Annotated in this window: 28 protein-coding genes; 16 read left to right on the top strand and 12 right to left on the bottom strand. The window is 61.5% G+C overall.

The window, feature by feature from the left end:
• Positions 1-76: 76 nt before the first annotated feature.
• Complete coding sequence (locus CPY51_RS02790; protein WP_111158496.1) at positions 77-712, top strand: DUF1326 domain-containing protein; 636 nt, start codon at positions 77-79, stop codon at positions 710-712.
• Positions 712-1,599 carry a DUF2182 domain-containing protein gene (locus tag CPY51_RS02785; protein ID WP_111158495.1) on the top strand — a complete coding sequence of 296 codons (888 nt, stop codon included), beginning with the start codon at positions 712-714 and terminating at the stop codon, positions 1,597-1,599. The genes CPY51_RS02790 and CPY51_RS02785 overlap by 1 nt, the downstream gene beginning before the upstream one ends.
• A 144-nt stretch (positions 1,600-1,743) precedes the next feature.
• Here the strand turns inward: CPY51_RS02785 and CPY51_RS02780 are convergent, their stop codons facing one another.
• The 3 genes from CPY51_RS02780 to CPY51_RS02770 form a co-directional block, all read right to left on the bottom strand.
• Complete coding sequence (locus tag CPY51_RS02780) at positions 1,744-2,973, bottom strand: multidrug efflux MFS transporter (RefSeq protein WP_111158494.1); 1,230 nt, start codon at positions 2,971-2,973, stop codon at positions 1,744-1,746.
• Positions 2,970-3,668, bottom strand: a complete 699-nt coding sequence (locus CPY51_RS02775) for a YbhB/YbcL family Raf kinase inhibitor-like protein (RefSeq protein ID WP_111158493.1) — start codon at positions 3,666-3,668, stop codon at positions 2,970-2,972. The genes CPY51_RS02780 and CPY51_RS02775 overlap by 4 nt, the downstream gene beginning before the upstream one ends.
• A 105-nt stretch (positions 3,669-3,773) precedes the next feature.
• Positions 3,774-4,613, bottom strand: coding sequence for a helix-turn-helix transcriptional regulator (locus CPY51_RS02770; protein WP_111158492.1), 840 nt, complete (start codon positions 4,611-4,613; stop codon positions 3,774-3,776).
• A gap of 151 nt (positions 4,614-4,764) precedes the next feature.
• Here CPY51_RS02770 and CPY51_RS02765 point away from each other — a divergent pair, with 151 nt between their 5' ends.
• Positions 4,765-5,109 carry a nuclear transport factor 2 family protein gene (locus CPY51_RS02765; protein WP_111158491.1) on the top strand — a complete coding sequence of 115 codons (345 nt, stop codon included), beginning with the start codon at positions 4,765-4,767 and terminating at the stop codon, positions 5,107-5,109.
• Between the two features lie 3 nt (positions 5,110-5,112).
• Here the strand turns inward: CPY51_RS02765 and CPY51_RS02760 are convergent, their stop codons facing one another.
• On the bottom strand, positions 5,113-5,760 hold the full coding sequence (locus CPY51_RS02760) for an aspartate/glutamate racemase family protein (RefSeq protein WP_111158490.1): 648 nt from the start codon (positions 5,758-5,760) through the stop codon (positions 5,113-5,115).
• A 461-nt stretch (positions 5,761-6,221) separates the two neighbouring features.
• Between CPY51_RS02760 and CPY51_RS02755 the strand changes: the two genes are divergently transcribed.
• Entirely contained in the window at positions 6,222-6,524 is a 303-nt protein-coding gene (locus CPY51_RS02755) for a hypothetical protein (protein ID WP_111158489.1), read from the top strand.
• Positions 6,525-6,552: 28 nt separating this feature from the next.
• Here CPY51_RS02755 and CPY51_RS02750 read toward each other — a convergent pair whose 3' ends face one another.
• Positions 6,553-7,530: an AraC family transcriptional regulator gene (locus CPY51_RS02750; protein ID WP_111158488.1), complete on the bottom strand. Its 978-nt coding sequence runs from the start codon at positions 7,528-7,530 to the stop codon at positions 6,553-6,555.
• Between the two features lie 127 nt (positions 7,531-7,657).
• Between CPY51_RS02750 and CPY51_RS02745 the strand changes: the two genes are divergently transcribed.
• The gene (locus tag CPY51_RS02745) at positions 7,658-8,548 is read left to right on the top strand and encodes an SDR family oxidoreductase (protein ID WP_111158487.1); all 891 of its coding nucleotides are present in this window, start codon (positions 7,658-7,660) and stop codon (positions 8,546-8,548) included.
• A 347-nt stretch (positions 8,549-8,895) separates the two neighbouring features.
• Positions 8,896-12,138 carry a class I SAM-dependent DNA methyltransferase gene (locus CPY51_RS02740; protein ID WP_244598394.1) on the top strand — a complete coding sequence of 1,081 codons (3,243 nt, stop codon included), beginning with the start codon at positions 8,896-8,898 and terminating at the stop codon, positions 12,136-12,138.
• A gap of 30 nt (positions 12,139-12,168) precedes the next feature.
• On the opposite strand, the gene CPY51_RS02735 is transcribed toward CPY51_RS02740, so the two are convergent.
• The 5 genes from CPY51_RS02735 to CPY51_RS02715 all read right to left on the bottom strand — a co-directional run bounded on the left by CPY51_RS02735 (position 12,169) and on the right by CPY51_RS02715 (position 14,216).
• Positions 12,169-12,396, bottom strand: a complete 228-nt coding sequence (locus CPY51_RS02735; RefSeq protein ID WP_111158486.1) for a hypothetical protein — start codon at positions 12,394-12,396, stop codon at positions 12,169-12,171.
• A gap of 103 nt (positions 12,397-12,499) precedes the next feature.
• Entirely contained in the window at positions 12,500-12,679 is a 180-nt protein-coding gene (locus CPY51_RS02730) for a hypothetical protein (protein ID WP_111158485.1), read from the bottom strand.
• Between the two features lie 347 nt (positions 12,680-13,026).
• On the bottom strand, positions 13,027-13,248 hold the full coding sequence (locus CPY51_RS02725) for a hypothetical protein (RefSeq protein ID WP_111158484.1): 222 nt from the start codon (positions 13,246-13,248) through the stop codon (positions 13,027-13,029).
• A 219-nt stretch (positions 13,249-13,467) separates the two neighbouring features.
• Entirely contained in the window at positions 13,468-13,674 is a 207-nt protein-coding gene (locus tag CPY51_RS02720; protein WP_111158651.1) for a cold-shock protein, read from the bottom strand.
• A gap of 191 nt (positions 13,675-13,865) precedes the next feature.
• Positions 13,866-14,216 carry a hypothetical protein gene (locus tag CPY51_RS02715; RefSeq protein WP_111158483.1) on the bottom strand — a complete coding sequence of 117 codons (351 nt, stop codon included), beginning with the start codon at positions 14,214-14,216 and terminating at the stop codon, positions 13,866-13,868.
• 200 nt (positions 14,217-14,416) lie between these two features.
• Between CPY51_RS02715 and CPY51_RS02710 the strand changes: the two genes are divergently transcribed.
• From CPY51_RS02710 to CPY51_RS02700, 3 genes are all read left to right on the top strand, one after another.
• Complete coding sequence (locus CPY51_RS02710; RefSeq protein WP_111158482.1) at positions 14,417-15,019, top strand: superoxide dismutase; 603 nt, start codon at positions 14,417-14,419, stop codon at positions 15,017-15,019.
• Positions 15,020-15,417: 398 nt separating this feature from the next.
• The gene (relB, locus tag CPY51_RS02705) at positions 15,418-15,642 is read left to right on the top strand and encodes a type II toxin-antitoxin system RelB family antitoxin (RefSeq protein WP_111158481.1); all 225 of its coding nucleotides are present in this window, start codon (positions 15,418-15,420) and stop codon (positions 15,640-15,642) included.
• Entirely contained in the window at positions 15,626-15,898 is a 273-nt protein-coding gene (locus CPY51_RS02700; protein WP_111158480.1) for a type II toxin-antitoxin system RelE family toxin, read from the top strand. The genes relB and CPY51_RS02700 overlap by 17 nt, the downstream gene beginning before the upstream one ends.
• 21 nt (positions 15,899-15,919) lie before the next feature.
• Here CPY51_RS02700 and CPY51_RS02695 read toward each other — a convergent pair whose 3' ends face one another.
• Positions 15,920-16,615, bottom strand: coding sequence for a helix-turn-helix transcriptional regulator (locus tag CPY51_RS02695; protein ID WP_111158479.1), 696 nt, complete (start codon positions 16,613-16,615; stop codon positions 15,920-15,922).
• Between the two features lie 128 nt (positions 16,616-16,743).
• On the opposite strand from CPY51_RS02695, the gene CPY51_RS02690 reads away from it, so the two are divergent.
• The 7 genes from CPY51_RS02690 to CPY51_RS02660 all read left to right on the top strand — a co-directional run bounded on the left by CPY51_RS02690 (position 16,744) and on the right by CPY51_RS02660 (position 26,112).
• Positions 16,744-17,376 (top strand): LysE family translocator, encoded by a 633-nt coding sequence (locus CPY51_RS02690; protein WP_111158478.1) that lies wholly within the window; start codon positions 16,744-16,746, stop codon positions 17,374-17,376.
• A 265-nt stretch (positions 17,377-17,641) separates the two neighbouring features.
• Positions 17,642-18,085, top strand: a complete 444-nt coding sequence (locus CPY51_RS02685) for a c-type cytochrome (protein WP_111158477.1) — start codon at positions 17,642-17,644, stop codon at positions 18,083-18,085.
• A 346-nt stretch (positions 18,086-18,431) separates the two neighbouring features.
• On the top strand, positions 18,432-19,346 hold the full coding sequence (locus CPY51_RS02680; protein WP_111158476.1) for a cytochrome c: 915 nt from the start codon (positions 18,432-18,434) through the stop codon (positions 19,344-19,346).
• Between the two features lie 181 nt (positions 19,347-19,527).
• Positions 19,528-21,939 (top strand): autotransporter family protein, encoded by a 2,412-nt coding sequence (locus CPY51_RS02675; RefSeq protein ID WP_111158475.1) that lies wholly within the window; start codon positions 19,528-19,530, stop codon positions 21,937-21,939.
• Between the two features lie 228 nt (positions 21,940-22,167).
• Positions 22,168-25,155, top strand: a complete 2,988-nt coding sequence (locus CPY51_RS33690; RefSeq protein ID WP_111158474.1) for an autotransporter domain-containing protein — start codon at positions 22,168-22,170, stop codon at positions 25,153-25,155.
• 62 nt (positions 25,156-25,217) lie between these two features.
• Positions 25,218-25,388: an autotransporter outer membrane beta-barrel domain-containing protein gene (locus tag CPY51_RS02665; RefSeq protein ID WP_195909395.1), complete on the top strand. Its 171-nt coding sequence runs from the start codon at positions 25,218-25,220 to the stop codon at positions 25,386-25,388.
• Positions 25,389-25,539: 151 nt separating this feature from the next.
• Positions 25,540-26,112 carry a C39 family peptidase gene (locus CPY51_RS02660; RefSeq protein WP_244598393.1) on the top strand — a complete coding sequence of 191 codons (573 nt, stop codon included), beginning with the start codon at positions 25,540-25,542 and terminating at the stop codon, positions 26,110-26,112.
• Positions 26,113-26,134: 22 nt separating this feature from the next.
• Here the strand turns inward: CPY51_RS02660 and CPY51_RS02655 are convergent, their stop codons facing one another.
• A complete protein-coding gene (locus CPY51_RS02655; protein ID WP_111158650.1) occupies positions 26,135-26,623 on the bottom strand; it encodes a GNAT family N-acetyltransferase in 489 nt (162 codons plus the stop codon).
• Positions 26,624-26,727 lie beyond the last annotated feature (104 nt).

Raw genomic sequence — 26,727 nt, 5'->3', positions numbered from 1 at the left:
AAATATGATAAATAACTAAAATACTGTCGCACCCGCTCCGAGCCATCCTGAGCGGTGGTTTCCGGGGGGAATTGCCATGGCAGACACCAAGTGGACCATTCACGGCCGCGAATTTACCAATTGCAATTGCGCCTACGGCTGTCCATGTCAATTCAACGCTTTGCCGACGCACGGCCACTGCAAGGCAGTGGTTGGCGTGCAGATCGACACGGGGCATCACGGCAATACCAAGCTTGACGGCCTGCGGATCGCCGGCATTTTCGCCTGGCCTGGAGCCATTCATTTCGGCAACGGCGAGGCGCTGCCGATCGTCGACAAACGCGCCGACGCCGCGCAGCGGGACGCGATATTGCGCATCATGAGCGGGCAGGACACCGTGCCAGGCGCAACGATGTTCAATGTCTTCGCGTCTACGTTGACCAAGGTCCACGATCCCGTTTTCGTCGACATCGACTTTGCGGTCGATGTGAAGAAGCGGCGGGCGAAGCTGAAGGTTGCCGGCTACATCGAGCAGCGCGGCGAACCCATCGTCAACCCGGTGACCGGTGCCGAATACCAGGGCGCCATCGTGCTCGACGCGGGCTTCGAATACACCCGCGCGGAAATGGGGCGTGGCTGGTCGAAGACGGAGGGGCCGATCAAGCTCGATCTCGCCGACAGCTACGGCCAGTTCGCCGAACTCCATCTCTGTCAGGATGGTATAATCCATTGATGTCTGAAGCCGATGCCGGGCTTGACGCGCTATTGAAGCGAGACCGCGTCGTGGTCGCCGCGGCTTTGATAATATTGACGTTCCTCGCCTGGGCCTATGTGCTCTGGCTCTCCACTCATATGATGATGCCGGGCGCGGCAGCCTCGCCCGGCGACATGGCCGGCATGGACATGGGCTCCGACAACATGGCAGGCATGGACATGAGTGCCGCAGCGTCTCCCGATGCTGGCATGGCGGCTGCGATGGCGCCTGGCTTCCGGGCCTGGGCTCCAGCCGATTTCGCCTTCATGTTCGCCATGTGGTCGGTGATGATGGTCGGCATGATGACACCGTCGGTGGCACCCATGATCCTGCTTTATGCCGCCGTCGGACGCAAGGCAGCGGGAACTGGCACGCCTTTCGCGTCGACAGGCTGGTTCCTTGCCGGCTATCTCGTGGTGTGGCTGGCCTTCAGCGCGCTGGCGACATGCGCCCAATGGGCTTTGACCGCGCTGGCTCTCCTCACGCCGATGATGGCGACCGCAAGCGTGACCCTCGGCGGCATCCTGCTCGTCGCGGTCGGGCTCTATCAATGGACACCTCTTAAGGAAACCTGCCTGCGAGCCTGTCAGGCACCGCTCGGTTTCCTCATGGCGCATGGCGGTTTCCGTCGCGAACCGCGCGGCGCGGTCCGTCTTGGCATTGCCCACGGCGCCTATTGTCTCGGCTGCTGTTTCGCCCTGATGGCGCTCCTTTTCGTCGGCGGCATCATGAACGTTCTCTGGATCGCCGGCCTGACGATCCTCGTCCTCCTCGAAAAGATAGTCCCGACCGGCCGCCTCATCCCACGAATTTCCGGCGCCCTGATCGCCTTGGCTGGGTTGTGGCTATTGGTCCGCGCGAGGTGATGCGCGGGAAGTCGACCATCCACTTGACGGGGAGGCTCGGCACGCAGTGCTGGGGTGGGGTGACCTTTTGTGACACCCAAGGATCACCTCCACCCGGAGCTCAGCTGCGACCTCCCCCATCAAGGGGGAGGTGAAGAGCCTGCCTTACACCTCAACCTCCTTGGGCCTCACCATCCAGCTGTAACAGGCACATGCCGCCAGAAGCACGGCTGTGCCGAGGAATACCGCGCGCATGCCGATATGGCCGCCGACGAAGCCGCCGAGGACCGGGCCTGCGACCTGGCCTGCATATTGCGAGGAGATCGAGAGGCCCAGCGCGTTGCCGACCGCGGCATCCGGCACATTGTGGCGGATGACGGCGGTGATGCAGGGCAGGAGCCCGCCGAGCGCCACGCCCATCAGGAAACGCAGGACGATCAGCTGCCAGGCGCTGGTGACGAACGCCTGCGGGATCAAAAGCAGGGCGGCAACGCCGAGCGCCGCGGTGATGACGGTCCAGTAGCCGATCCGGTCGGCGAGCTTGCCGAGGCGGGAGGCCGACAGGATGCTGCCGAGCGCCGCCACCGACATGACGATGCCGGAGACCATGGTGACGCTCGATTGGTTGTCGACGATCTGCGCGACATAGACGGTGATGATCGGCTCTATCGACATGTTGGCGAGCATCAGCATCAGCCCGGTTGCCAGCATGGCGATGACGGGTCCCTTGTCGGGGATGGATTTCCAGCCGCCGCTTGCCTTGGCTGCCTTCTTGCGCGCATGAGACTTCTCCTCCTTGAGCAGGAAGGTTGTGGCGAGGAAGGTGATGAAGATCACGGCGCCGGCCGCGAGGAACGTGCCGCGAATGCCGATGTACTGCGGCAGCGCCCCGCCGACCAGCGGGCCGACGAGATTGCCAGCCATGACGCCTGACGCGAGCATGCCCAGCGCCCAGCCGGAGCGTTCCCTCGGCGTCTGCGTCGCGACCAGCACCATCGAGCCCGAGGCATAGCCGCCGGCAAGCCCGGTGAACAGTCTGAGGCCGACAAGCTGCCAGACATTGCCGGCCATGCCCATCAGCGAGATCGCTACGGTCATGCCGAGACTGGCGCGAATGAGCATCAGCTTGCGGCCATAGATATCACCGAGCCGGCCCCAGAGCGGCGCGACCAGGGCGGCGGCGAAGAACGTGGCGCCGTAGGCTATCCCCGACCATTGCACGACGGCCGCCTTGTCGGTGACGCCGAGCTCCTCGACATAGATCGGCAGGAACGGCAGGAGCAGCGTCATGGCGATGATGGTGGTGAAGGAACCGACGAGGCAGATCACCATGTTCCGTATCCAGTATGCGGTCTCAGGTTCCGCCGTCGTGGTTTCCCATCGCGTCTCAGTCATTTTCTCGAGCCTTCATTCACTGTGTAGTCGATCGCGGTCGTGCCGGTGGCGAGGATGTGCCCCTTGGCAGCCGCCAGGAGATCGGCGCGCGAAAAGATCGGGGGAAGCGGCAGCTCAGCGACGTCGAGCGCGTAGATTGTCACGACGTAGTGATGAATGCGTTCGTCGTTCCAGGGCGGGCAGGGGCCGAGATAGCCGCCATGCGGGCCGTTCTTCAACGTGCCGTCGCCGGCACCGTTCTGCCCGCGTCGCCCGTGAATGGTCTTCTTCAGCGCCAGCCCTTCCTTGGATACGCCGTCGCCATCGGCACTTTCGGCAAGATGCGTGACCCCTGCCGGGATATCCGCAAGCACCCAGTGCACGAATTCCATCCGGGCGACGTCGTGCAGGATCATGGTCCCGGGCTTGTTGAAATCCGAACGATCGACCGGCACCGTCGGATCGACCATGGTCAGCGCATAGGAGCGCGTACCGGCCGGTCCTTTCGACCATGAAAGCGACGGGCTCTCGTTTCTGCCGGGCCGGGACTTGCCGTCGCGGGTGGCGACGCAGGAGGCACTTTCCGGCGCAAGCATGTTGCCGGGTTCCCGCTCGCCGAAGCGAACCGTGAGTTCGGCGGCAGCCGCCGGAAGCGCTGTCGCAGCAGTGGTTGCGGCAATCAGGATGGCGCGAATGAACCGGGTCGTGCTCTGCATGGTTTGTTTGCCCTCTCATGTCAGTGGAATGTTCGGATGGGCGAGACCTAGCAGGTTGCCCGACACGGCTGCGTACGGAAACGCTCAAAATTTGCTCGCAGGCGCTCAGCCCGATATCTTCTCCCGGTCCGGCGTGCCGGCGCGCATCCGCTCGGCAAAACGGCGCGGCGAGCGATAGCCTGATGCAAGCGCTGCTTCGCGCAACGACAATCCGTCGTCCGACAGCATCGTCTTCGCCAGCGCCACGCGCTCTGAAGCCAAGAGCTCGCGCAACGACGCGCCTTCTTCCGAAAGCCGCCGCCGCAACGTCGCATTGCTGGTCGCGAGTTCCGCAGCGATGATGTCAGCGGTCCAGGCGCGATCCGGCTGCCAGCGCACCAGCGACCGCACCGTCTCGGCCATGGTCTCCGGCCTCACCGGCAGCGCACCGCGCATGCCGAGCACCATCAGCACCTCCATGACACGATGTTCGACAAGCACCGGCGGCAGGTTGCCGGCAGCGATGCCTTCGCCCGCATGGTGGATCGCGGCGGCGAGAACCACATCGAGCGGGACGTCTAGCCGCCCTGCGCCACGCGTCGGCGGAAAGGCGGCCGCCGCCCGGCGGACCAGCGGATCGGGAACATCGATGAAGACGGCGCGGTAGGCGCCGCTATGCGGATCCGGATCATTGACGACGTCGCCGCGCCAGCCAGCCGGCAACACCAGCACCGTGCCCGTCGGAAATCTCAGGTGCCGGCCCATGGTGACGAGCTCTTTTGCGCCTTCGACGATGACAGCGATCGACATCCGGGAAAACGCAGCCCCGGCAATGCGCTCGCGTTCATGGGTGACGAACGTGAAGAGGAAAGACGCCCCGGTAAGCTCGGCAATCGGAATGTCGGGTCGATTGTCCCTCGCTGCCAGATGGCGCAGTCGGTCGAGTATCAGATGAGCCCCGGGCATCGGAGGCGTGCCTTTCATTGTCGTCAGGAAACACACTCTGAACCATGGCAACGGGGATGCCAAGGCACCGCCGCCTGCGTCTGGTTGCCGCCACATCCAAAGGATGCTATAAACCGGTTGCGTTTTGCAATCGGTTATGGCGGAGGTACACATGAGCGATCTCGAGAAATTCCGGGGTGAAACCGCCCGCCGCGTCTACGAGGCATACCTCGAAGGCCGGCGCGACCTCGTCGCCGCGGTGCTGACGGAAGATTTCACCTTCTCCAGCCCGCAGGACGACCACATCGACCGCAAGACCTATTTCGAACGCTGCTGGCCGGAAAAGCCGCCGTTTCGCGCGATCCATATCGAACATCTCGTCTTCGATGGCGATGTCGCATTGATCGGCTACCGTGCCGAAAAGCTCGATGGCGGCGCCTTTCGTAACGTCGAGGTCATGCGCTTTGCAGGCGGCAGGATCGCCGAAATCACCGTTTATTTCGGCCGGAATGTCTGACTGTCAGAGCGCTGGAATTCGCGCGACGAGCGCCTGAAGCGCAACGGCCTGGCCCGCCAGCGGCATCCTCGGCCCCTTCACGAACGGGATAGCGCCGGACATCGACATCTGGCCGAGCGCGACGACGGAGGCGCCTTCGGCATAGGCAGCGTCCGTCGCCTCCGCGATCGCTTCAAAATAGCCGGCTTTGTCGTTGGCTTTGAACAGGTCCCACGCGCCGGCAATCAGGCGAACGTCGATCGTCGCGCCGGTGGTCCGGGCCGCCTCGGCAAACAAGGCGGTCGTCGGGTCAATGGTCGTTTCCAGCGTGCAGAGAACCACGACGCTGCCGCCTCCGGCCACGGCCTTTTGCGCCAGAGCGGCATCAGCTCGTAATATGGGAGTATCAGCCTCATGGACGGCGATCTCGGCCGCAGGCCCGAGCGTCGAGCACGTCAGGAGAACGCCGTCGACATCCTGCCCGAGCATCGTCAGCACCGAACGGGTCTCCGCCTCGATCTCCGCCGTCAGCCCGCCGGCTATTTGCGCAGCGTCCAGCAGGTCGGCCCGCACGGTGTGACGAAGCGTGCCTGCCGGCAGGCCCAATCGCTCGGCCGCCTCTTCGAAGGCAGGGATGTTGCTCTCGTGGGTGTGAAGGCAGGCGATGGTCATCGGTCTCTTCTCTCTGTGTTAGCTAATACGAGTCCATTTACAATTTAAAAGAGAAATGCCTCTCATCTTCTTCGTAAAAGTGAGGTAGACCACCTCGGCAGGGAAAGCAGACGTACCGCGCCAGCAGGTGCATCGGGGAGGACAGGCCGCCCCGACCAGGCGAAGGCCTCGCTGCTGAAATGGAGGTGATCTATGTGGTGGATACCATTTAGCTTCACGCTGATCCTAAGAAAAACCCGCACAAGCTGGCAAGCTACCGTGCGGGTCCAATTCTTGGGATAAGTAAGCGGTGACTGGGGTTCGCGCCCCAGTCACTACTCCAGATATAGCCACAAAATCATTTCTCGGCAAGGCACTTCACCTCAACGCGCTATTCCGTGCGTAGCTTTGCGCATCTTTCGGTTGTTTGTGACAGTTACATGACCATATCATGACACGTGCAACGGAAACGGATTGTGAGAATGAGCGAAAAGAAGCGGAAGAAGGTCTACGAGGCGCTGCTTGATGGCGCCTGTCACGGCCTGACGGACGAGCGCCTTTACAAATTTGTGCTTGAGCATTGCCCGAAGACGAACAGCAAACGCATCGTGCGCGCCTCGCTGCTGGCGCTTGAAGATCCCCACGTCAAGGATGTCAACGTGCTCCACGTCATTTACGCTCTGGCCATCAAGCACCGTCTGAAAGAGGAGGCTGCAAAAACAGCCGGGGACACCGACGATGACAAGGCCGCTGAACCGGAAAGCCAAAGCGTGGCGGCGGAGTGACGCCGGGCGTGCCGCCAACCCGCTGAGATCAACCGGCGACACCTACTAGCCGGTCGGCGCTGACGGCTTCACCTTCGCTGTGTGAAGGAGAAGCCGGATTTCGGCCACGGCTGTATTGCCGTGGCGAACGACCCACGACCTTCTTGAAGGCCGTGCTGAAGGCGCTTTCGGATTCATAGCCGAGCGACAGGGCAATAGCGGAAACCGGATCGCTGGAATTCACCAGCCGGTCCCCGGCCAGCAGCATCCGCCAGCGCGTTAGGTACTCCATCGGCGACGTCCCAACAGTCTGCTTGAATTTCAGCGCGAAGGTCGACCGCGACATGCCGGCGCGGGCCGCCAGCGCCTGTATCGTCCAGCGATGCGCCGGATCGTCATGCATGGCATTGATCGCCGCACCCATCTGTTTATCGGCGAGCGCGAACAGCCATCCGACGCCACCTTTCAGCCCTTCCGCCATGTGCAGCCGCAGGGCCTGAACCAGCATCATATGGGCGACATGCTGGATCACCAGGAAGCCGCCCGGCTGCTGCTCGCGCAGTTCCTGCATCATCCGCTCCACCGACCACCGCAACGCTGCCTGATCCGACTTTTTCCGCAGGTGCACGATGGGCGGCAGCATCCGCAACAGGATGCCGGCATGGTCGCCCGCAAGCGCAAAGCGGCTGCTGACAAGCAGAAAATCGCCGCCACCATTGTAGGAGACGATGCCGCCGGCCCGCGCATTCGAGAAAACCGTACCGGCTTCGACAGACGGCAAAGCCATGTCGGTCGCAAGGCGGAACGGCCGCCCGCTCGGCAGCAGGAAGCAATCTCCTGTTTCCAGCCGCACCGGGTCGGCAACGCCTTCCACTGACAACCAGCACCAGCCGGAAACGACAGCGCCGCATTTGATGCTTTTCTGCTGGTCGGGAAACTGGATCGACCATGGTCCAGCCGCATCAAAGCCGGCGGACATATAACTGCGCGGCTTCAGCAGCGACAGCACATCAGAGAGCGGATCCATGGGGCATCCCGGACGATTGCGAAGATAAAACGGACTTTAGAGCATAGATCGTATTTCCTCAATCACCTAACTTCAGCATCACAGGGCTGCGAATGCAGTCGTGAAACGAAGTAAAGGAGAAATCGCCATGCGTGTCTTCGTCACCGGCGCTACAGGTTTTATCGGGTCTGCCATCGTCAGGGAGTTGATCGAGGCCGGCCATCAGGTGCTCGGTCTCGCCCGCTCGGATGCGGCTGCCACGTCTCTCTCCGCCGTCGGCGCGCAGGTGCATCGAGGCAATCTCGAGGACCTCGAAAGCTTGCGAAGCGGGGCATCCGCCGCCGATGGCGTCATCCACACCGGCTTCATCCACGACTTCTCCAAATTCAAGGAGAATTGCGAGATCGACCGGCGCGCCATCGAGGCGATCGGGCAAGCGCTTGCCGGCACCGAGCGCCCGCTGATCGTCACCTCTGGAACAGGACTTCTGTCGCCGGGCCGCCTTGCGACCGAGGAAACCGCGCCCGCCTACGGATCCGCCATCCCCCGCGTCTCGGAACAGGCAGCCCTTGCCGTAGCGGCTCAAGGCCCGCGCATATCGGTGGTCCGTCTGCCTCCGTCGGTCCACGGCGACGGCGATCACGGCTTCGTGCCGATCCTGATCGGCATCGCCCGCGAGAAGGGCGTCTCGGCCTATATCGGCGAAGGGCTGAACCTTTGGCCGGCGGTGCACCGGCTCGATGCGGCTCGTCTCTACAGGCTCGTCCTCGAGAAAGGTGCGGCCGGCGCCCGCTATCACGGCATCGCCGAAGGGGGCGTGCCGTTCCGGGATATCGCAGCCGTCATCGGCCGTCGCCTGAACCTGCCGGTCGTCAGCAAGGCGCCGGAGGAAGCAGCAGACCACTTCGGCTGGTTCGCGCATTTCGCCGCAATCGACAACCCGGCCTCGAGCGAGCGCACGCGGGAACAGCTGGGATGGCAGCCGACACAGCCCGGCCTGATCGCCGATCTCGACCGCCCGCGCTATTTCGAAAGCTGAGGAGGCATGGCCGGCGGCGTCCATCGCCGCTGGCCAGATCGACCCTGACCGTCCAAGGACCGCTGCTACGTCTTTTCTCTGCCGTAAAATCGAATGAGCCGGCTTTCCGCCCATGCTGCGGCTTGTTTCGTGCATGGGGCCGACTAAGATCGCGCGGCAATTGCAAGGGCGAGAATCAGAGTGACAGCAGCGGTCGAGGCCTTCATCAGGCGCTGGCAGGGGCAGGAGGGCGGCCAGGAGCGGGCGAACTACGCGCTCTTTTTGACCGAACTTTCAGATCTTCTCGAATTGCCGCATGCCGACCCGCCTCGGTCAGCACCGAAGGCAACGACTATGTCTTCGAACGCGTGGTCAAGGAGGCGGCCCGCGAAGGCGCCGCGTCGAGCAAGCGCATCGATCTCTACAAGCGAAATTGCTTCATCCTCGAGGCCAAGCAGAGCCGTCTGGCCGGCGACAAGAAGCTGACGGACCAGCCGGAAACCTTGCCGCTGCGGGGCATCGCCGCCGCGCCGCGTGGCCGAAGGGGTGCCGGCAGGGCCTGGGACGTGCTGATGATGAATGCCCGCGCCCAGGCGGAAAACTATGTCAGGCTGCTGCCCGCCGCCCACGAGCCGCCGCCCTTCGTGCTGGTCTGCGATGTCGGCCACTGCATCGAGGTCTATGCCAATTTCCGCCGAGATGGCAAAGCCTACGACCAGTTTCCCGATCGGCGCTCATTCCGCATCTATCTGGAAGATCTGCGCGACGCAGATATCCGCCAACGCCTGCGCACCATCTGGACCGAGCCGGTGTCGCTCGATCCCTCCCGCCACGCCGCAAGGGTGACCCGCGAGATTGCCACGCGCATCGCCAAGGTATCGCAGGCGCTGGAGAAATCCGGTCACGCCACCGAGGAGGTGGCGAGCTTCCTGATGCGCGTCCTCTTCACGATGTTCGCCGAGGATATCGAACTCCTGCCGAAGGACAGCTTCAAGGGCCTGCTCATCGACTGCGTAGAGAAGCCGGAAATATTCCCCGGCATGATGGAAGACCTCTGGAAGGCCATGGATGAAGGCATCTTCACGGCGACAATCCGCCAGAAGGTCAAGAAATTCAACGGCGAATTCTTCAAGAAGCGCAAGGCGCTGAAACTGGCAAAGGAAGAGATCGGCGAGCTTGTCGCGGCGGCCAGCCATGATTGGAAGGATGTCGAGCCGGCGATTTTCGGCACCTTCATCGAGCAGGCGCTCGACCCCGATGATCGCAGAAAGCTTGGCGCGCATTATACCCCGCGCGCCTATGTCGAAAGGCTGGTGATCGCCACCGTCATCGATCCGCTGCGCGCTGAATGGGGGCAGGTGCTGTCGACGGCCGAGCGGCAGATGGCCGAGGCGCGCAACGACGCGGCCGTGAAGACCGTGCAGTCCTTCCATGAAAAGCTCTGCGATACCAAGGTGCTGGATCCGGCCTGCGGCACCGGCAATTTCCTCTATGTCTCGCTGGAGCTGATGAAGAAGCTGGAAGGCGACGTCCTCGAAGCCCTGAACGACCTCGGCGGGCAGGAGGCCTTGACCGGGCTTGAAACCCACACCGTCGATCCGCATCAGTTTCTCGGGCTGGAGCTTAATTCGCGCGCCGCGGGGATTGCGGAGCTGGTCCTCTGGATCGGCCATCTGCAATGGCATTTCCGCACCAAGGGTGCGGCACCCTCCGAGCCGATCCTGCGCGCCTTTCACAATATCCAGTGCGTCGACGCGGTGTTGAAATGGGATGGCTATCCGATGCCGAAAGTGGTCGACGGCAAGGAGGCCTATCCCAATCCCCGCCGCCCCGACTGGCCGAAGGCGGATTATATCGTCGGCAACCCGCCCTTCATCGGCGGCAAGGACATCCGTGCCCGCATGGGCGGTGCCTATGCCGAAGCCCTGTGGAAGGCTCACAGCCACATGAACGAGAGCGCCGATTTCGTCATGTACTGGTGGGATCGCTCGGCCGAACTCCTGCTGAAAAAGGGCTCAGGCCTCAAGCGCTTCGGCTACGTCACCACAAATTCCATCAGCCAGGTATTCCAGCGCCGGGTGATGGAGCGCCATCTGAACGCCAAGAAGCCGGTGTCGCTGGTCATGGCCGTCCCCGATCATCCCTGGATCAAGATCAGCAGCGACAGCGCCGCCGTCCGCATCGCCATGACGGTCGCCGAAGCCGGCAAGCATGAGGGCCTGCTGCTCGAAGTGACGGCGGAAGAGGGCGTCGACACCGACAGCCCGATGATCCTGTTCGACGAGAAGCGCGGGACGATCAATTCGGATTTGACGGTTGGGGTGGATGTGACGAAGGCGATTGCGTTGAACGCCAACGTCGGCATCTCCTCTGCAGGGATGAAGCTACACGGATCAGGTTTTACTGTAACGCCAAAAGAAGCAGTGCTCCTTGGGCTAGGTAGACGCCCCGGATTGCAAAACTACGTTCGCGGATATCGAAATGGCCGAGATTTAATGGCCCGATCGCGCGGGCTCCTTGCTATCGATATGTATGGGATGACTGCAGAAGGAGTGCGAAGCAATTATCCCGAAATTTACCAGCATCTGTTGCTGGCCGTTAAACCGGAGAGGGACACGAACAGAGATGCTGACATCAGACGCAGGTGGTGGTTGTTTGGTAGAACGCGTGATGAAATTCGACCGGCGTTGGCAGATCTTTCGCGCTATATCGCAACTGTCGAAACAGCCAAGCACCGCGTGTTTCAGTTTCTCGACGCGTCAATTCTGCCGGATAACAAGTTGTTAGCTATAGCACTGCCGACAGGCTTCACACTGGGCATACTCTCCTCGCACATCCACGTCACCTGGGCTCTGCGTGCTGGTAGCTGGTTGGGTGTTGGCAATGATCCGGTATACGTCAAATCCCGCTGCTTCGACCCCTTCCCGTTCCCCATTGCCACCGACACCCAGAAACAAATCATCGGTGACATCGCCGAGGAACTCGATGCCCATCGCAAGCGCGTGTTGGAAGCCCATGAGCACCTGACGCTGACCGGACTGTACAATGTGCTGGAGCGGCTGAAGGCGGGGGTGGGGTCGGCCGATCTCGACGCCCGGGAGCGCCGCATCTTCGATGACGGGCTGGTGCTGATCATGAAGGAGCTGCACGACAGGCTCGACGCAGCAGTGGCCGATGCCTATGGCTGGCCGGTCGATCTCAGCGAAGAGGAGGTGCTGGCAAACCTCGTCGCTTTGAACAAGGAACGGGCGAAGGAGGAGAAGCGCGGGCTTGTGCGCTGGCTGCGGCCGGACTACCAGATCCCGCGTTTCGGCTCGGACAAGGAAAAGGCCGAGCAGCTCGAGGCAGATCTCGGCGGCTCCGCCGAACCGGTCGGCAAGCCCGGCGCCAAACCGTCCTTCCCCGCCAATGACAGCGAGCAGACGGCGCTGGTCTTCAATACGCTGATCGAGGCAGGCGGCGCGCTCAACGCGGCCGATGTTGCTGCGCGGTTCAAGCAGGGCCAGAAGATACACCGGGCCGTCTCAAGCGTGCTGGTCTCGCTCTCCCGCCTCGGCCTGATTTCCACATCGGACAACGGCCGGACCTTCGCCTATCGTCGCGCCGCATAAGGCCATGAAAACAACGGCTTGACGCACGCCTTAGCGCATCTCGAAGCGGTGCTGCAGCTTATTCGGGTCGAGGCCCCTGAGGGCGATGGAGGCGATTGCGGTCGGCATCAGGGCTTCGACCTCGTAGATCGACCAGGACCGTTTCCACGCGCCGCGTTGGCCACAGCGGAAACGCAGCGCCGCATGGGAGGGGGCACCGCCTTCGTTTTCCCAGGCTTCGAGGGCGACGGCGTAGGGCGGGTTTGGCTTATGGTCCATGTGTCATGTCCTCCCGGTTTGTGCGACAGGGGAATATGTCGGAAGTCGAGCAGCGGTTTTCGGCGGCTGGATCAAGGGCCGGATGGATATGACCGGCCGGGCTTCAGATCAGCCTGTTGTTCTCGAATGTCTGTCGCGTGCGGCGAAGTTCGCCTGTCGTGTCGGCATCTTCGCGTTTGATCTCGGCGCGCGCCTTCATATGGGCGACGCGGGCAATGGAGATTTCCGGCTTCTTGACGACGGCAGCAACGACAACCGGCTTACGCTTGAAAAAGAACGTCATGTGAACCTCCTTGAATGGGTCGGCCGCGCACGATCCATGGCTTCGGCAGAACTGCCGATATCAATCGCGGGGTCGAATGTTGCTGGTCATCCGGGAGTGCCCCAGGTCTTTAGCGTTGTAGGTCTTTAACGTCGCAGGTCTTTAAACGTTGCAAGTCTTTGGCGTCGCAAGTCGCGAACGTTGCAAATCCTTGTCGTTGCGGGTCCCAATCTTGCCGCCCAGGCGCAGATAAGCATCCTCCCGCAAGCGGGAGATCGGCCGGCATGTATGTCGGTCGTGGTTAGCGTCCTAAGGGATCGGACGGCTAGTCAACTCTGGCTTCAAACCGCGACGGCAGGCCTGTTGCCTTATTCGGCAGCGGCGGTCGAAACGGCTTCATAGGCCTCGATATCGCGCTCCTGCGAAACCCGCTCCTGAGCGACTTCGTCGTTGCGCATGCGATATTGAGGAGAATTGTCCCTGACAGGCAGGAATGCGACGATCTGATAGACGTCGGCTGCCTTGGGCGAGAGACCGCGTCGGCTCTTGAGGCGAACGGTCTGGCCGATAGGGAAGCGATGAACGGACATGTTGTTTTCGTCTTTCCGGCCACGTCGATCGCTGCCGTCATGGCGCGCTTCGCATGGTCCTCTTGTTTCAGGCCGGTTTTATCTTGGCTAACGCGAGGTCCGGCCCCGTCATGTCAGGCAAGACGGTTTTAACCGCCTGCCGGACATTCGGCCATGATCGACATCGGGAATATGCAGGCTGCCAGTACATCCGTGGTCAGCATTGCAATATCTCGTCGATCACGCCAATTTCAGATTGCCGACGAAGCTTCGGCCCTTGCCGTCCTGTTCGATCTCGAAGGTCAGTTTCTGACCCTTGACGAGTGTCTCGATACCGGAACTGGTGACCGCTTTCGCATGAACGAAAATCGCCAGGCTACCGTCGGACGGCTGAATGAAGCCGTAGCCCTTTTCGCCGTCGAAATTCTTGACTACGCCACTGAACATCTTGGTCCCCTTGAGCAATATATATCGCAACGACGACGTTTTGCCGCGTTCGAGACCATACGATTTGAGGAGATCGGCGGATCGAGAGCGTCTCGCTCCGCAAAGTGCCAAGCTGCCCAAGACGATTGTTCTCTACTAGAAGGTGAATGAGGTCTAATTAAGGCCGACTTGTGGTAATCCCGCTTCCGCCTTCATTTCGCCTTGATCGGCAGATGCGCCAGCGGGGGAAGGCGCACCTTGTCCGACCCGAGCTGGCTGCCGATCTCCGCCTTTTTCTGCTGCTTGTCGTAGACGCAGATGACGGTCACTTTCGCTTTCGACCCCTTGGGAATGCCGGAGACCAGCGCCAGGCCATAGTGTTCGCTCCCGGTCGGATCGACGACGACCAGGGGGTGGGCAATCTGCTCGCCGACCGCCTCGGTGCATTTAAGCTCGACATCGCGGGCGAACTGTTTCCAGGCCTCGTCGGAGGAGGCGCCGGCAGTGGTTGCCGCCGAGAGCAGGGCAAGCCCCACGGCAACTGCGATATTGCGTCCGTGCATTATGTCTGTCCCCCCTCTGGCGGCCGCCATTGCGGCAAAACCGGCTCTTCGAGCATAAGATGCATCTGGCTGAAATAAAGGCAAATTTTCTGTCAGGCGACCGTTTTTTGGCATTTGGCAGGTTGCCTCCTCCGGGTTCCGCTCCTATGTTCCGCTCACCTGCCCAAGGATGCAATCTGTTGCCAAAAGGAGATAAGACCATGGCTTTCGAATTGCCTGCACTTCCCTATGACTACGAAGCTCTCGTCCCTTACATGTCCAAGGAAACCTTGGAATTCCACCACGACAAGCACCACAAGGCCTATGTCGACAACGGCAATAAGCTGGCGGCCGAGGCAGGCCTGAGCGACCTTTCGGTCGAGGACGTCGTCAAGAAGTCCTTCGGCACCAATGCCGGCCTGTTCAACAATGCGGCCCAGCATTACAACCACATCCATTTCTGGAAGTGGCTGAAAAAGGGCGGCGGCGGCAACAAGCTGCCCGGCAAGCTCGAGAGCGCCTTCGCCTCCGACCTCGGCGGCTATGACAAGTTCAAGGCCGATTTCATTGCTGCCGGCACCACCCAGTTCGGCTCCGGCTGGGCCTGGGTTTCCGTCAAGAACGGCAAGCTCGAAATCACCAAGACCCCGAACGGCGAAAACCCGCTCGTCCACGGCGCCACCCCGATCCTCGGCGTCGACGTATGGGAACACTCCTATTACATCGACTACCGCAACGCCCGCCCGAAATACCTCGAAGCCTTCGTCGATAGCCTCATCAACTGGGACTACGTCCTGGAACGCTACGAAGCCGCTGCGAAGTAAATTTCGGTATTCGGTTCGATTGATTTGCACCCGGCGCTGAGGTCAGCGCCGGGTGTTTTTGTTGATTGGTCAGGACTGAACCCGAAAGCACCGAACGCCGCATGCTCTCGGAAATTGCGGTCGAACGTTCAGCCCTCATCCTGAGGTGCAGTTCGCAGAACTGCCTCGAAGGACGGGCGCTTGGGCGGATGTCGCGGCGTCTTGAAAGTAGCGGGCGGAGGTGGCCATCCCTCGTGGTTCGAGGCCCGCCACCTCCGCCTTCGCTCCGGCAGCGAGGCACCTCATCATGAGGAATGGGGCGGCAGCGCCAACGATTGCCTAAGCCACCTCCATATTTTGTTTCAGTGGCGCATCCTCCGATCTTGCGCTATACGTGTATAGCAAATGGAGACCGGATCATGTTGGCCTTGCGACTGCCGCCTGAAATAGAGACGCGTCTGGATGAGCTTGCCAAGAAAACCGGACGCAGCAAGAGCTTTTATGCTCGCGAAGCTATTCTTGCTCATCTCGATGATATCGAAGATGTATATCTCGCCGAAAGACGCCTGGAAGACCTTCGAAGCGGGAAAAGCGACACAGTTCCTCTTTCTGACCTGATGAAGCAGTATGGCCTGGAGGATTGAATTCCAGCGGTCTGCTGAGCGCGAACTTCAAAAACTTGGGCACGAGGCGGCCCGCAGAATCCTTACATTTCTCAACGATCGGATTGCCAACCTAGACGATCCCCGGTCGATCGGAGAAGCGCTAAAAGGCTCGGAGCTTGGGGATTTTTGGAAGTATCGCGTCGGCGACTACAGGATCATCGCGCATATTGATGACAGTACTGTGAGGATTTTTATAGTGCGTGTGGGCAATCGAAGAGAGGTATATAGGCGCTGAGAACTCAGGCCGATCGCCCCCCTAAGCCACCTCCGGCTTCGAGACCCACCCGCTCACCCATAGCTCCCGCAACCCTTCTCCTTCCCCCTTGAACCACCGCCCCGCCGCCTCGCAGTGCTCGATGCGGTCGCTGCGGAAGTTGCGGATGGCCTGGCGCAGTTCGCACCAGGCGACGATGTTGGCGGTTTGCGAATAATAGATCAGCGCGATCGGCCGGATCGTCCTCTCGGTGGAGTTGCCGTACTCGTCGCGATAGCCGATCTCGAGCTTCTCCTCGTCGCGGATGGCGCGGCGCACCAGCGCCAGGTCGATGCCTGAAGGCGAGGGGAGACCGGCTCCCCAGACATGCAGCGCATTGGCGTCGAGCGCCTGGCGCAGCGGTTGCGGTACGGCACCGGCAATCTTGCGGCTCACCTGTTTTGCCGCCTGTTTCAGTTCGCCGTCGCCCGTCCGCTCCAGAAGCGCCAGCGCCAGAACGATCGCCTCCATCTCCTCGATCGAGAACATCAGCGGCGGCAGGTCGAAACCGGGCCGGAGGATATAGCCGATGCCGCGCTCGCCCTCTATCGGCACCCGCATCGCCTGCAGGGCTGCGATATCGCGATAGACCGAGCGCACCGTCACCTCGAGCTTCTCGGCGATCGAGGCCGCTGTCACCGACCGCTTCGCCAGCCGCAGGATCTGGATGATCTCGAACAGGCGCGACGCCTTGCGCATTTTAGTGTCTCCCGACCAACACTCCTGACAATACCCCGTCAGTTGGCCTGCCGTATAAAACCACCCATCACACTGGCAAACAAGGAGATCCGCAGGAGAATTCCCTCGGATCATGATGGACAACTGACATGGCTTACAGCGAAAATCTCTGGCTCTATTTCATTCTCCTCTTCGGCATCATCATCGTGCCCGGCATGGACATGCTGTTCGTGCTTGCCAATGCGCTGACCGGGGGCAGGAGTGCCGGCCTCGCGGCGACAGGCGGCATCATGCTCGGCGGCGCGGTCCATGCCTTCAACGGCGCGCTCGGCATCGGGCTATTGGCGAGTTTCCTGCCCTGGCTGTTCAATCCGCTGCTCGTCGTCGGTGCGCTCTACATGGGCTGGATCGGCGTGACGCTGATGCGCAGTTCGATCACGGTCGGGAGCACCTTGGCCGGTAGCCATTCCTCCTGGCGCGCCTTCCGGCAGGGCGCCGTCACCTGTCTGATCAACCCCAAGGCCTATCTGTTCATGCTCGCCGTGTACCCGCAGTTCCTGAAGCCGGCCTATGGTCCGATCTGGATCCAGGGCGTCATCATGGGGCTGATGACGGTCGGCGTGCAGCTCGCCGTCTACGGGACGCTTGCGGTCACCGCAGGGCGCAGTCGCGATCTCCTGATATCCAACCCCGGCGCCACGGCGCTCGCGGGCCGCATCGCAGGCGCACTGCTGGTCGTAGTCGCAGCACTTGGCCTGTGGCATGAATGGCGGGCATCATGACCGAAGGCTTAAGCAAGCGGAAACAATAGCTTGGGCTGATCGCATTGAATCATTTTGGCAACGCCCTAAAGTAAGCCGGGAGCAACGATGTTTGAAATGCCGGGGGCAGCGACATCAGGCTCGATGATCCGATGTTTCGGAAATATGACACTGATTTTATTGAACTATCACCACTTTGTTACTTCATCGCCGGCGTCAAAACCGGCAAACATGACACCGCGAATAAAGCCCACCGCATATGCGGCCAGATCACAGGAGTGGGACTATGAATTGGAAAGCGATTGCGACAGCAGTGGTGTTTGCGGGCGTGGCCTTCGGCTCCGTCGTCGCGGCAGACGGCACCCATGACAGCCGTGTCGCGTTGATGAAGAAGGTCGGCGGCGCTGCTGGCGCACTCGGTGCCATCGCCAAGGGCGACAAGCCGTACGACGCCGATGCCGTCAAGGCGGCGCTGACGACGATTGCCGAAACCGCAAAGGTTTTCCCCGACCAGTTCGGCCCGAGCAGCGACAAGGCCGACAAGGAAGTCAACCCAAAACTCTGGGACAACATGGACGACTTCAAGGCCAAGGCTGCGAAACTTTCCAGTGATGCAGAGCTGGCGCTTGCCCAGCTTCCGGCCGATTCGGCCGGCGTCGGCGCAACGCTGAAGACGCTCGGTGCCGACTGTGGCGCCTGTCATCAGGCCTATCGCATTCTGAAGAATTAGCGATGGGCGCAGTCGCGGGGCCAATCCTCGCGGTTCGAGGTATACCGAAACACCTTCTCCCCCCGGGGAGAAGGTGGCCCCGAAGGGGTCGGATGAGGGGCTTCCGTCCGCCCAATGCTCAAGACAAGCACCCTCTAGCTGTACCGCCCCCTCATCGCCTCGCTCCGCCCGGCACTTCTCCCCAAGGGGAGAAGGGGGAGGCCGCGGCACCGACAGTGGTAGCCCGCAACATGCGGGGAGAAACCCTCTCCAGATGCAGTGGTCGTTCCTGCCAGTTCTCGGGGGTGTGCGTCGGTGGCATCCCTGCTAGTCTTTTTGCCCGAAGCGGTCTTCAAGGGATGATGTCATGGTTGCACGGTTCACAAGATGGCTTCTCTGTCTCGTCGGCGCGGCCCTCATCGGCTTTGCGGCCTTCTATTTCATCACCAAACCGGCACCGTTTCCCGAGAGTCATTGGGCCGGCCTCGGCGATCCCGATATCAAGAACGGCGAAATGGTCTTCTGGGCCGGCGGCTGCACGAGCTGTCACGCAGCTGAAAAGGCCACGGGTGATGCAAAGCTGGTTCTGTCGGGCGGCCTCGCGCTGAAAAGCCCCTTCGGCACCTTCCATGTGCCGAATATCTCGCCCGATGAAAAAGCCGGCCTCGGCGCCTGGACGCTTGCCGATTTCGGCAACGCAATGAAGCGCGGCGTCGGCAAGGGCGGCGAGCATCTCTACCCGGCCTTCCCCTATGGCTCCTACTCGAGAATGACCGACAAGGACGTCAACGACCTCTGGGGCTTCCTGAAGACCTTGCCGAAAAGCGACAATGTCGCGCCGCCGCACGAGCTGCCCTTCCCATTCAACATCCGGCTGGCGCTAGGCGGCTGGAAATTCCTTTATTTCAACGACCAGCCGCGCGTCGTCCTCGCCAATGCCGACGACAAGATCAAGCGCGGCCAATATCTTGTCGAAGGCCCCGGCCATTGTGGCGAATGCCACACCCCACGCGATGCGTTCGGGGGTTTTCTGAACGGCAAGTGGCTCACCGGTGCGCCAAACCCCGAGGGCAAGGGCCGCATCCCCGACATCACGCCGGGCTCGAAGGCGGTCGGTTCCTGGAGCGCAAGCGACATCGCAAACTATCTCGAGACCGGCTTCACGCCGGATTATGACAGCGCCGGCGGCTCGATGGCCGAGGTCCAGCAGAACATCGCCCACCTCCCGGCCTCCGACCGCGAGGCGATCGCCGCCTACCTGAAGGTGGTACCGTCGCATTGATGCAACAATAGCTTGGCATTCTGCAGTTTCGGTAGCGCCGAAGACCAATTCATGGTTGCAGGATCGCTGTATATGCTTATTTATATGTATGCTTTGAAGCTCATGCGAATGTTTTGCAGGGGATTTTCTCGTGGCCTACAAAGGCATTTTATGCATTTCGAGCGCAAGTTTGGCGCTTTGCATGTCCGCTGAAACGTCCCAGGCAGCATGTAATCTCACTGCCACCGTTGGCGACAGCAACTACGTGTGCGACAGCGGAACCAGTCCGCAGCTGAACGACCTCGACGGCAACAATACGCTGATTTTCCCCGTTGGAGGTACCGGCCTGGTCACGGGAAGCGTGACGTTCGGCAATGGCAACGACACTGTCCAGATGAATTCCGGTATTATTCGTGGGCAGCTTATCCAGCAGGGCGGCAACGACAAGATTACAATTACCGCGGGTGAGGTCGATGGTCTTGTCAGCCAAGGCCTTGGCAACGACGATTTCCAGATGAGCGGCGGCGCCATAGCCTCGTTGGACCAGGGCGCGGATCTGGATACTTTTTCGATGTCCGGCGGCCGGATTGTCGGTACCTTCAACGGCGGTGACACCGTCGTGATTACGGGTGGGCGCATCGGCGCCGTCAATCTGGAACTCAACGACAACACATTCACCATGTCCGGGGGCACCATCGACAGTAACGTGGTGAGCCTCGGGGGTGTCGACACTATCTCCGTCTCGGGCGGTACTATCTTCGGCGGCATCAGCACCGGAGATGGACCCGACGTTGTCACTGTGACGGGCGGCAGCATATCGAGTGGCATACTGACCGGTAACGGCGACGATCGCTTCGTCTGGAGCGGCGGCGCCATCCTCAATGCCGTCCAGCTCGGGGCTGGCAACGACACCGCTATAGTGTCGAACGTCTTCCTGACGAACAATACTGGCGCCGCGAACCAGCTTTTTGCGGGTACTGGAACGGACAGCCTGACGCTGAGCAATGTCCTTGCCGACCGCCTGGCGCGCTTCAACAGCTGGGAAAACATCTCGATCACCAACAACACGCTGTTTGTGTTTGGCGGTAACCTCGTCCTTGGCGATGCGGGGACGGGCACCGGCACACTTTCGGTGGACGCGTCCAGTACGATTGTCGCCGGTTTGAATGTGGCGCTATTGCCGTTTAATTCGGCGCTGCTGGTAAACCTCAACAATTCGGGCACTATTGATCTCACCAAAAATCCAGTCGCGACGGACAGCCTGACCATCAACGGCAACTACACCGGAAATGGCGGTTTCCTGCTTTTGGACACGGTGCTCGACGCCGACGCCTCGCCTTCCGACACGTTTGTCATATCACGAGGCACGGTGACCGGGACGACCGGTGTCACCATCGTCAACCATGGCGGACTTGGCGGCCTGACGACCCAGGACGGCATCCTTGTCGTCCAGGGTATCAATGGCGCCAGCACCGGCTCCGGCACATTCGCTCTCGGCAGCGACGTTGCCGCCGGCGCCTACGAGTATTTGCTGTTCAAAGGCGGTGTATCGGCCGGATCGACGGAGAACTGGTACCTGCGCTCGGAGCTGATCCCTCCGCCTCCACCTCCGACACCTCCGACGCCGCCTGAGCCTCCAACGCCTCCTGAGCCTCCGATCCCGCTCTATCGCATCGAGGTGCCCACCTATTCGGTGATCGGGCCGGCTGCGCGGGAAGCCACGCTGGCGACGCTCGGAACGGTGGAGGAGCGCCGCAGCGAGCTGAGCGCTGGCAACGGCGAGAGTTATGTCTCGGCGGGCTGGGTACGTACTTTCGGCAATTCGACAAGCGAGAAATGGTCGGGCACGGTCGATCCGTCGATCCACGGATCACTTTACGGCATAGAGGCCGGTGTCGACTTATATGGCCATGAAACTGCAAGCGGACATCGCGACATCGCCGGTCTGTTCGCCGGCTACTCTCATTTTGACGCCGATGTGAAAGGGTTTGCGCTTGGCCGGCACGACCTCAAGACCGGTAGCCTCGATCTCGATGCGACGAGTGTCGGCGCCTACTGGACCCACACCGGACCCTCCGGCTGGCACCTGGACGGCGTCGTCATGGGCACCTGGTTCGGCGGCGATGCCCGATCCACCCGGGGCGTTGGCATCGACATCGGCGGATCGGCTTTGACCGTGTCGCTGGAAGCCGGTCAGCCCGTATCCTTGTCTGAGAGCTGGACGATCGAACCGCAGGCGCAGCTGATCTGGCAGCAACTGTGGCTGGACAATCAGACCGACCACTATTCTTCCGTCCGGTTCGACACAGACGACAGCCTGACCGGCCGCATCGGCGCCCGTCTGCAGGGCCGCTACCAGCTTGAGAGGGGAACGCTGAAACCATACCTCAACGCCAATCTCTGGCATTCGTCGAGTGGAGCTGACGTCGTGACGTTCGGCGCTGATCCGATCAGGACCGAACTTGGAGGCACTTCGGTCGAGCTCGGCGGCGGTGTGAGCTACGAATTCACCAAATCTCTTAGTGCCTTTGTGGCCGCAAACTATGCCTTCAATATCGATAGCAATCACTTCGAGACCGTTTCCGGCAATGTCGGCCTCAAGATCAGATGGTAGGAGGGCGGCTCCTACCGCCAGACGATCGCCGCAACCTAAAGGCAGTATAGTCGCCTTAATGCAACACTAGTTCTGCAATCTAAAATTTTATCTATTTTACAGTGCAAATTTAGGGTTGCATGACCTCGTCATATGGCTTCTGAACCTCACGTGGATGTTTCATTTGGGGGTTCGGTCGTGGTCAATAGAGGCATACTATACCTTTCGAGCTCGGGTCTGGCACTTTGCATGTCGATCGAAGGTTCGCAGGCAGCATGTAATCTCGCGCCGACCTCCGGTAACAGCAGCTACATATGCGATAGCGGTACCAGTCCCCAATTGAACGACAACAACGGCGACAATACGCTGACCTTCCCGGCTGGAGGGACTGGCTCGGTCACGGGAAACGTCACGTTCGGGAGTGGCGCCGACACCGTCCAGATGAATTCCGGTACTATTCATGGGCAGCTTGAGCAGGGCGACGGTGCCGACCACCTGATAATTACGGCAGGTGAGATCAGTGGATCCGTCAACCAAAGCGTTGGTGTCGACGACTTCCAGATGACGGGGGGCAGCATTGCCTCGTTGGATCAGGGCAACGGGCTGGATACTTTTTCAATGTCCGGCGGCCGCATTAACGGGCTCTTCACGAGCGGTGACCGCGCGGTGATTACAGGTGGGCGCATTGGCACCGTCGAACTGGTTGTTTGGGACAACGTATTCACCATGTCGGGCGGTACCATCGACCATGACGTGACAGCCACCACCGGTAAAGACACCATTTCCATTTCGGGCGGCACAATCGGCGGCACCATCGACACCGGAGGCGGTCATGACGTTGTCACGGTGACAGGCGGCAACGTTGGAAAGGGCATAAATACCGGCGACGGCAACGATAGCTTTGTCTGGAGCGGCGGCATCATCCTCGATCCGATCCGGCTCGGGGCAGGCAGCGACACTGCTTCGCTGTCGGATGTCGCCTCGGCCAACATTGGCAGTATGACCAGGCTTTCCGGTGGCGCGGGAACCGACAGCCTGACACTGAGCAATATCTTTGCCGACGGCCTGCCGCGCTTCGATAGTTGGGAAAATATCGCGGCCACCAACGCGACGCAGCTTCTGTTTGGCGGCGACCTGATCCTTGGCGATGCCGGCACGGGCACCGGCAGAATCTCGCTGGACGCCTCAAGCACGATCTCCGCCGGCGGGTTGAACGCATCGATCGCCGCATTCACGCATGGAAAGCTCGCCAATCTATTCAACGCAGGCCACATAAATCTCACTGGCAATTCCAGCGCGTCGGACAGCTTCACTGTCAAAGGCAACTACACCGGGCAGGGTGGGCACTTGCTGTTGGATACGGTCCTCGGCGCCGACGGTTCGGCTTCTGACAAGCTGATAGTATCAGGCGGCGCTGCGACCGGATCGACGGGTATTGATATCACAAATCGTGGCGGGCTCGGCGGGCTGACGACGCAGGATGGCATACTCGTCGTCGAGGGCATCAACGGTGCGAACACGGGCTTCGGCACATTCGGTCTCGGCAGTAATGTCGCCGCCGGCGCGTATGAATATTATCTTTTCAAGGGTGGGGTGACGTCGGGATCGGCGGAAAACTGGTATCTGCGCTCATCCCTCAAGCCGGTGCCCACTCCAACGAAGCCGCCGATGCTGCCGGAAAAAGAGGGCGGCAGGCCCCCGGGACTCCTGTTTGCCGTTCCCCCCTCAGTCGAGTTGCTTCCGCCGCTCGCTCTCGTGCCAGATTTCCCTGAGGCTCCCGCGACCACACCGGCGCTGCCGCCGGCCCCTGTGCCTGAAGCCCCGGAGGTTCCCGCGACCACACCGGCGCTGCCGCCGGCCCCTGCGCCTGAAGTCCCGGAGGCTCCCGCGATCACACCGGTCCCGCCGCCGGCCCCCGCGCCGGTCCCCCCTGAGGTTCCCGCAACCACACCGGCGCTGCCGCCGGCCCATGTGCCTGAAGCCCCGGAGGTTCCCGCGACCACACCGGTCTCGCCGCCGGCCCCCGGGCCTGAAGCCCCCGAGGTTCCCGCGACCACACCGGTCTCGCCGCCGGCCCCCGGGCCTGAAGCCCCCGAGGTTCCCACGGCCACACCGGCTGAACCGCCGGCCCCCGAGCCGGAACTCCCTGAGGTTCCCGCGACCACACCGGCTGCACCTCCGACCTCGGTGCCCGAAACCGCCGCGGCCCCTCTCGTGCCACTTCCGGGTGAAGAAACTGGGCCCCCGCCCGCGGGAGCCACGCCCTTGCACGACAATGTCGTTCCGCTCTATCGCCTGGAAGTGCCGACCTATTCGGTGATCGCGCCGGCGGCTCGCGAGGCGGCCATGGCGACGCTGGGTACATTTCACGACCGGCGCGGCGACCAGGGAATCGTCGATACGAACGATTATATTTCAGCAGCTTGGCTCAGAGCCTTCGGTCAGGCGACCAAGCAGACATGGTCGGGCACGGTCGACCCGTCGATCGATGGCGACCTTCACGGAATTCAGGCGGGCATCGACCTGTTCGGCTCCGAAACCGCGGAAGGTCAACGCGATGTCGCAGGCCTGTTTCTCGGCTATGCGAGCCTCGACGCCGATATCAAGGGCCAGGCGCTTGGCCGCAGCCACCTGAAGACCGGCAAGCTCGATCTGGACGCCACCAGCGTCGCCGGATATTGGACCCACATCGGCCCCTCCGGCTGGTATCTCGACGGCATCGTCATGGGTACATGGTTCGGCGGCGATGCGCGATCCACCCGGGGCGTCGGCGTCGGCATCGGCGGGTCCGCCGCTACCGTGTCACTGGAAGGCGGTGCGCCGATCCGTCTGTCGGACAACTGGTCGCTCGAACCGCAGGCGCAGGTGATCTGGCAGCATCTGTCGCTCGACGACCAATCCGACCGCTATTCGTCCGTCGCCTTCGATAACGACGACGGCGTAACCGGCCGCATCGGCGCCCGTCTGCACGGCAATTATCAGCTCGATCAAGGGACGCTCAGGCCATATCTGAAGGCCAATCTCTGGCATGCCTTCAACGGTACCGACGCGCTGACGTTCGGCGTCGACCCGATCAGGACCAGGCAGGGAAGCACTTCGCTCGAGCTTGGCGGCGGCGCAACCTACGACTTCACCAAATCGCTTAGCGCCTTCGCCACCGCAAGCTATGCCTTCAATATCGGTGGCAATCACCGCGAGACCGTTTCCGGCAATATAGGGTTGAGGCTGAAGTGGTAAGGGGAGGGCGCGCCGCGCCTTCATTCCAGCGCAATTAGCCTGAAATCTGCACCCGGATATGGTTGCAACTCAGGACCAGGCAGGGAAGCACTTCGCTCGAGCTTGGCGGCGGCGCAACCTACGACTTCACCAAATCGCTTAGCGCCTTCGCCACCGCAAGCTATGCCTTCAATATCGGTGGCAATCACCGCGAGACCGTTTCCGGCAATATAGGGTTGAGGCTGAAGTGGTAAGGGGAGGGCGCGCCGCGCCTTCATTCCAGCGCAATTAGCCTGAAATCTGCACCCGGATATGGTTGCAACGAAGCTGGAGGCAGGGCGGGCCGTCATGGAAGCAAGGGCGATACAGGACGTTCCCTATTTCAGCTAGTGGGAAGCACCTGACTTGACCGCTGCGGTACTGGCTGAAGGCGCATCGACAGCGCTTCTCAAGGACGCCCGATGGGCGTCCTCTGGCGCAGCCAATGTCGAAGAATATGCACGCTGGGCCGGCAACCTGTGCGGCATGGCCTGTTTGAAGATGATCCTCGCCGCCCGCACCGGCGATATAGTGCCAACCGTTTCCCTCGCCATGCAGTGCAAGGAATATGGCGGCTATGCTGTCGATCCCGAGGGCAATATCAAAGGCCTGATCTATGCGCCCTTCGTGCCTTTCGTGCGCGAAAGGTTTGCCATCGACGCTGGCGTCGTCACCGATATCTCCGCAGCCAATATCCCCGATATCCTTGCCGGATCGCAATTCTTCATCGCTTCCGTCCATCACTCCATCCGCTGGCCGGATACGGAGCCACCCTCCAGAGGCGGCCACCTGGTCCTCGTGACGGCGGCGACGCCCAATATCCTGCGATTTCACAATCCGTCGGGACATAACCTCGCCGCACGGGAAAACGTCGAATTGCCGATTGACGTCTTCAGCAGGTTCTTCGCCGGGCGCGGCATCGCGATCGGGTTCGGCTAACCGGCGTCGCGCGCATCGCCGCTCAAGCCAGCGCCTGCAGATAGCGCATGCCGGTAACCGGGCGGGCGGTGAAGTCCATATTTTCGTAGAAGCGGTGGGCAAGCACATTGCCGGTGGCGGCACTGACCGAGAGGTAGCCGCAGCCGGCCTTGCGTGCGGTCTCGCGGGCGCGGTCGACGAGGTGCTGGCCGATGCCGTTGCCGCGGTGTCCGTCGCGCACGAAGAGGTGATGCAGGTCCATGCCGCGCTGGCCCTCTTGCGCCCTGTAGAGCGGCACTAGGATGGCGTAGCCGAGAAGATGACCGTCCGCTTCCGCCACCAGTGCGGTGATCCAGGGCATCGCGCCGAAGAGGTCGCGTTCCAGCTGTTCCGGGGTGATGGCGGCCGCGTCGCCGTGGTGTGCGGCGAGGAGCTTGATCATCTCGTTGAGTTCGGGGAGATCGCGGGTCCTGGCGGCGCGAATGTTCAGCACCGGTGAGCGGGTCAGTGAAATTTCGCTGTCTTCGAGCATGGTCTCTGCGTCCTTTTTCGAAATGCCGTCAGGACGCTGCTGTCGCATACAACAAAGCCGCCTGACGGCGGCTTTGTTGACATGAAGATCTGTCGGCCGCCCTC

The sequence above is a fragment of the Arminella tubonensis genome (genome assembly GCF_003240585.1).
Classification (GTDB): domain Bacteria; phylum Pseudomonadota; class Alphaproteobacteria; order Rhizobiales; family Rhizobiaceae; genus Rhizobium; species Rhizobium tubonense.
Note: the sequence above shows the minus strand (reverse complement) of the source record. Positions and strands in the feature narration are given on the sequence as shown.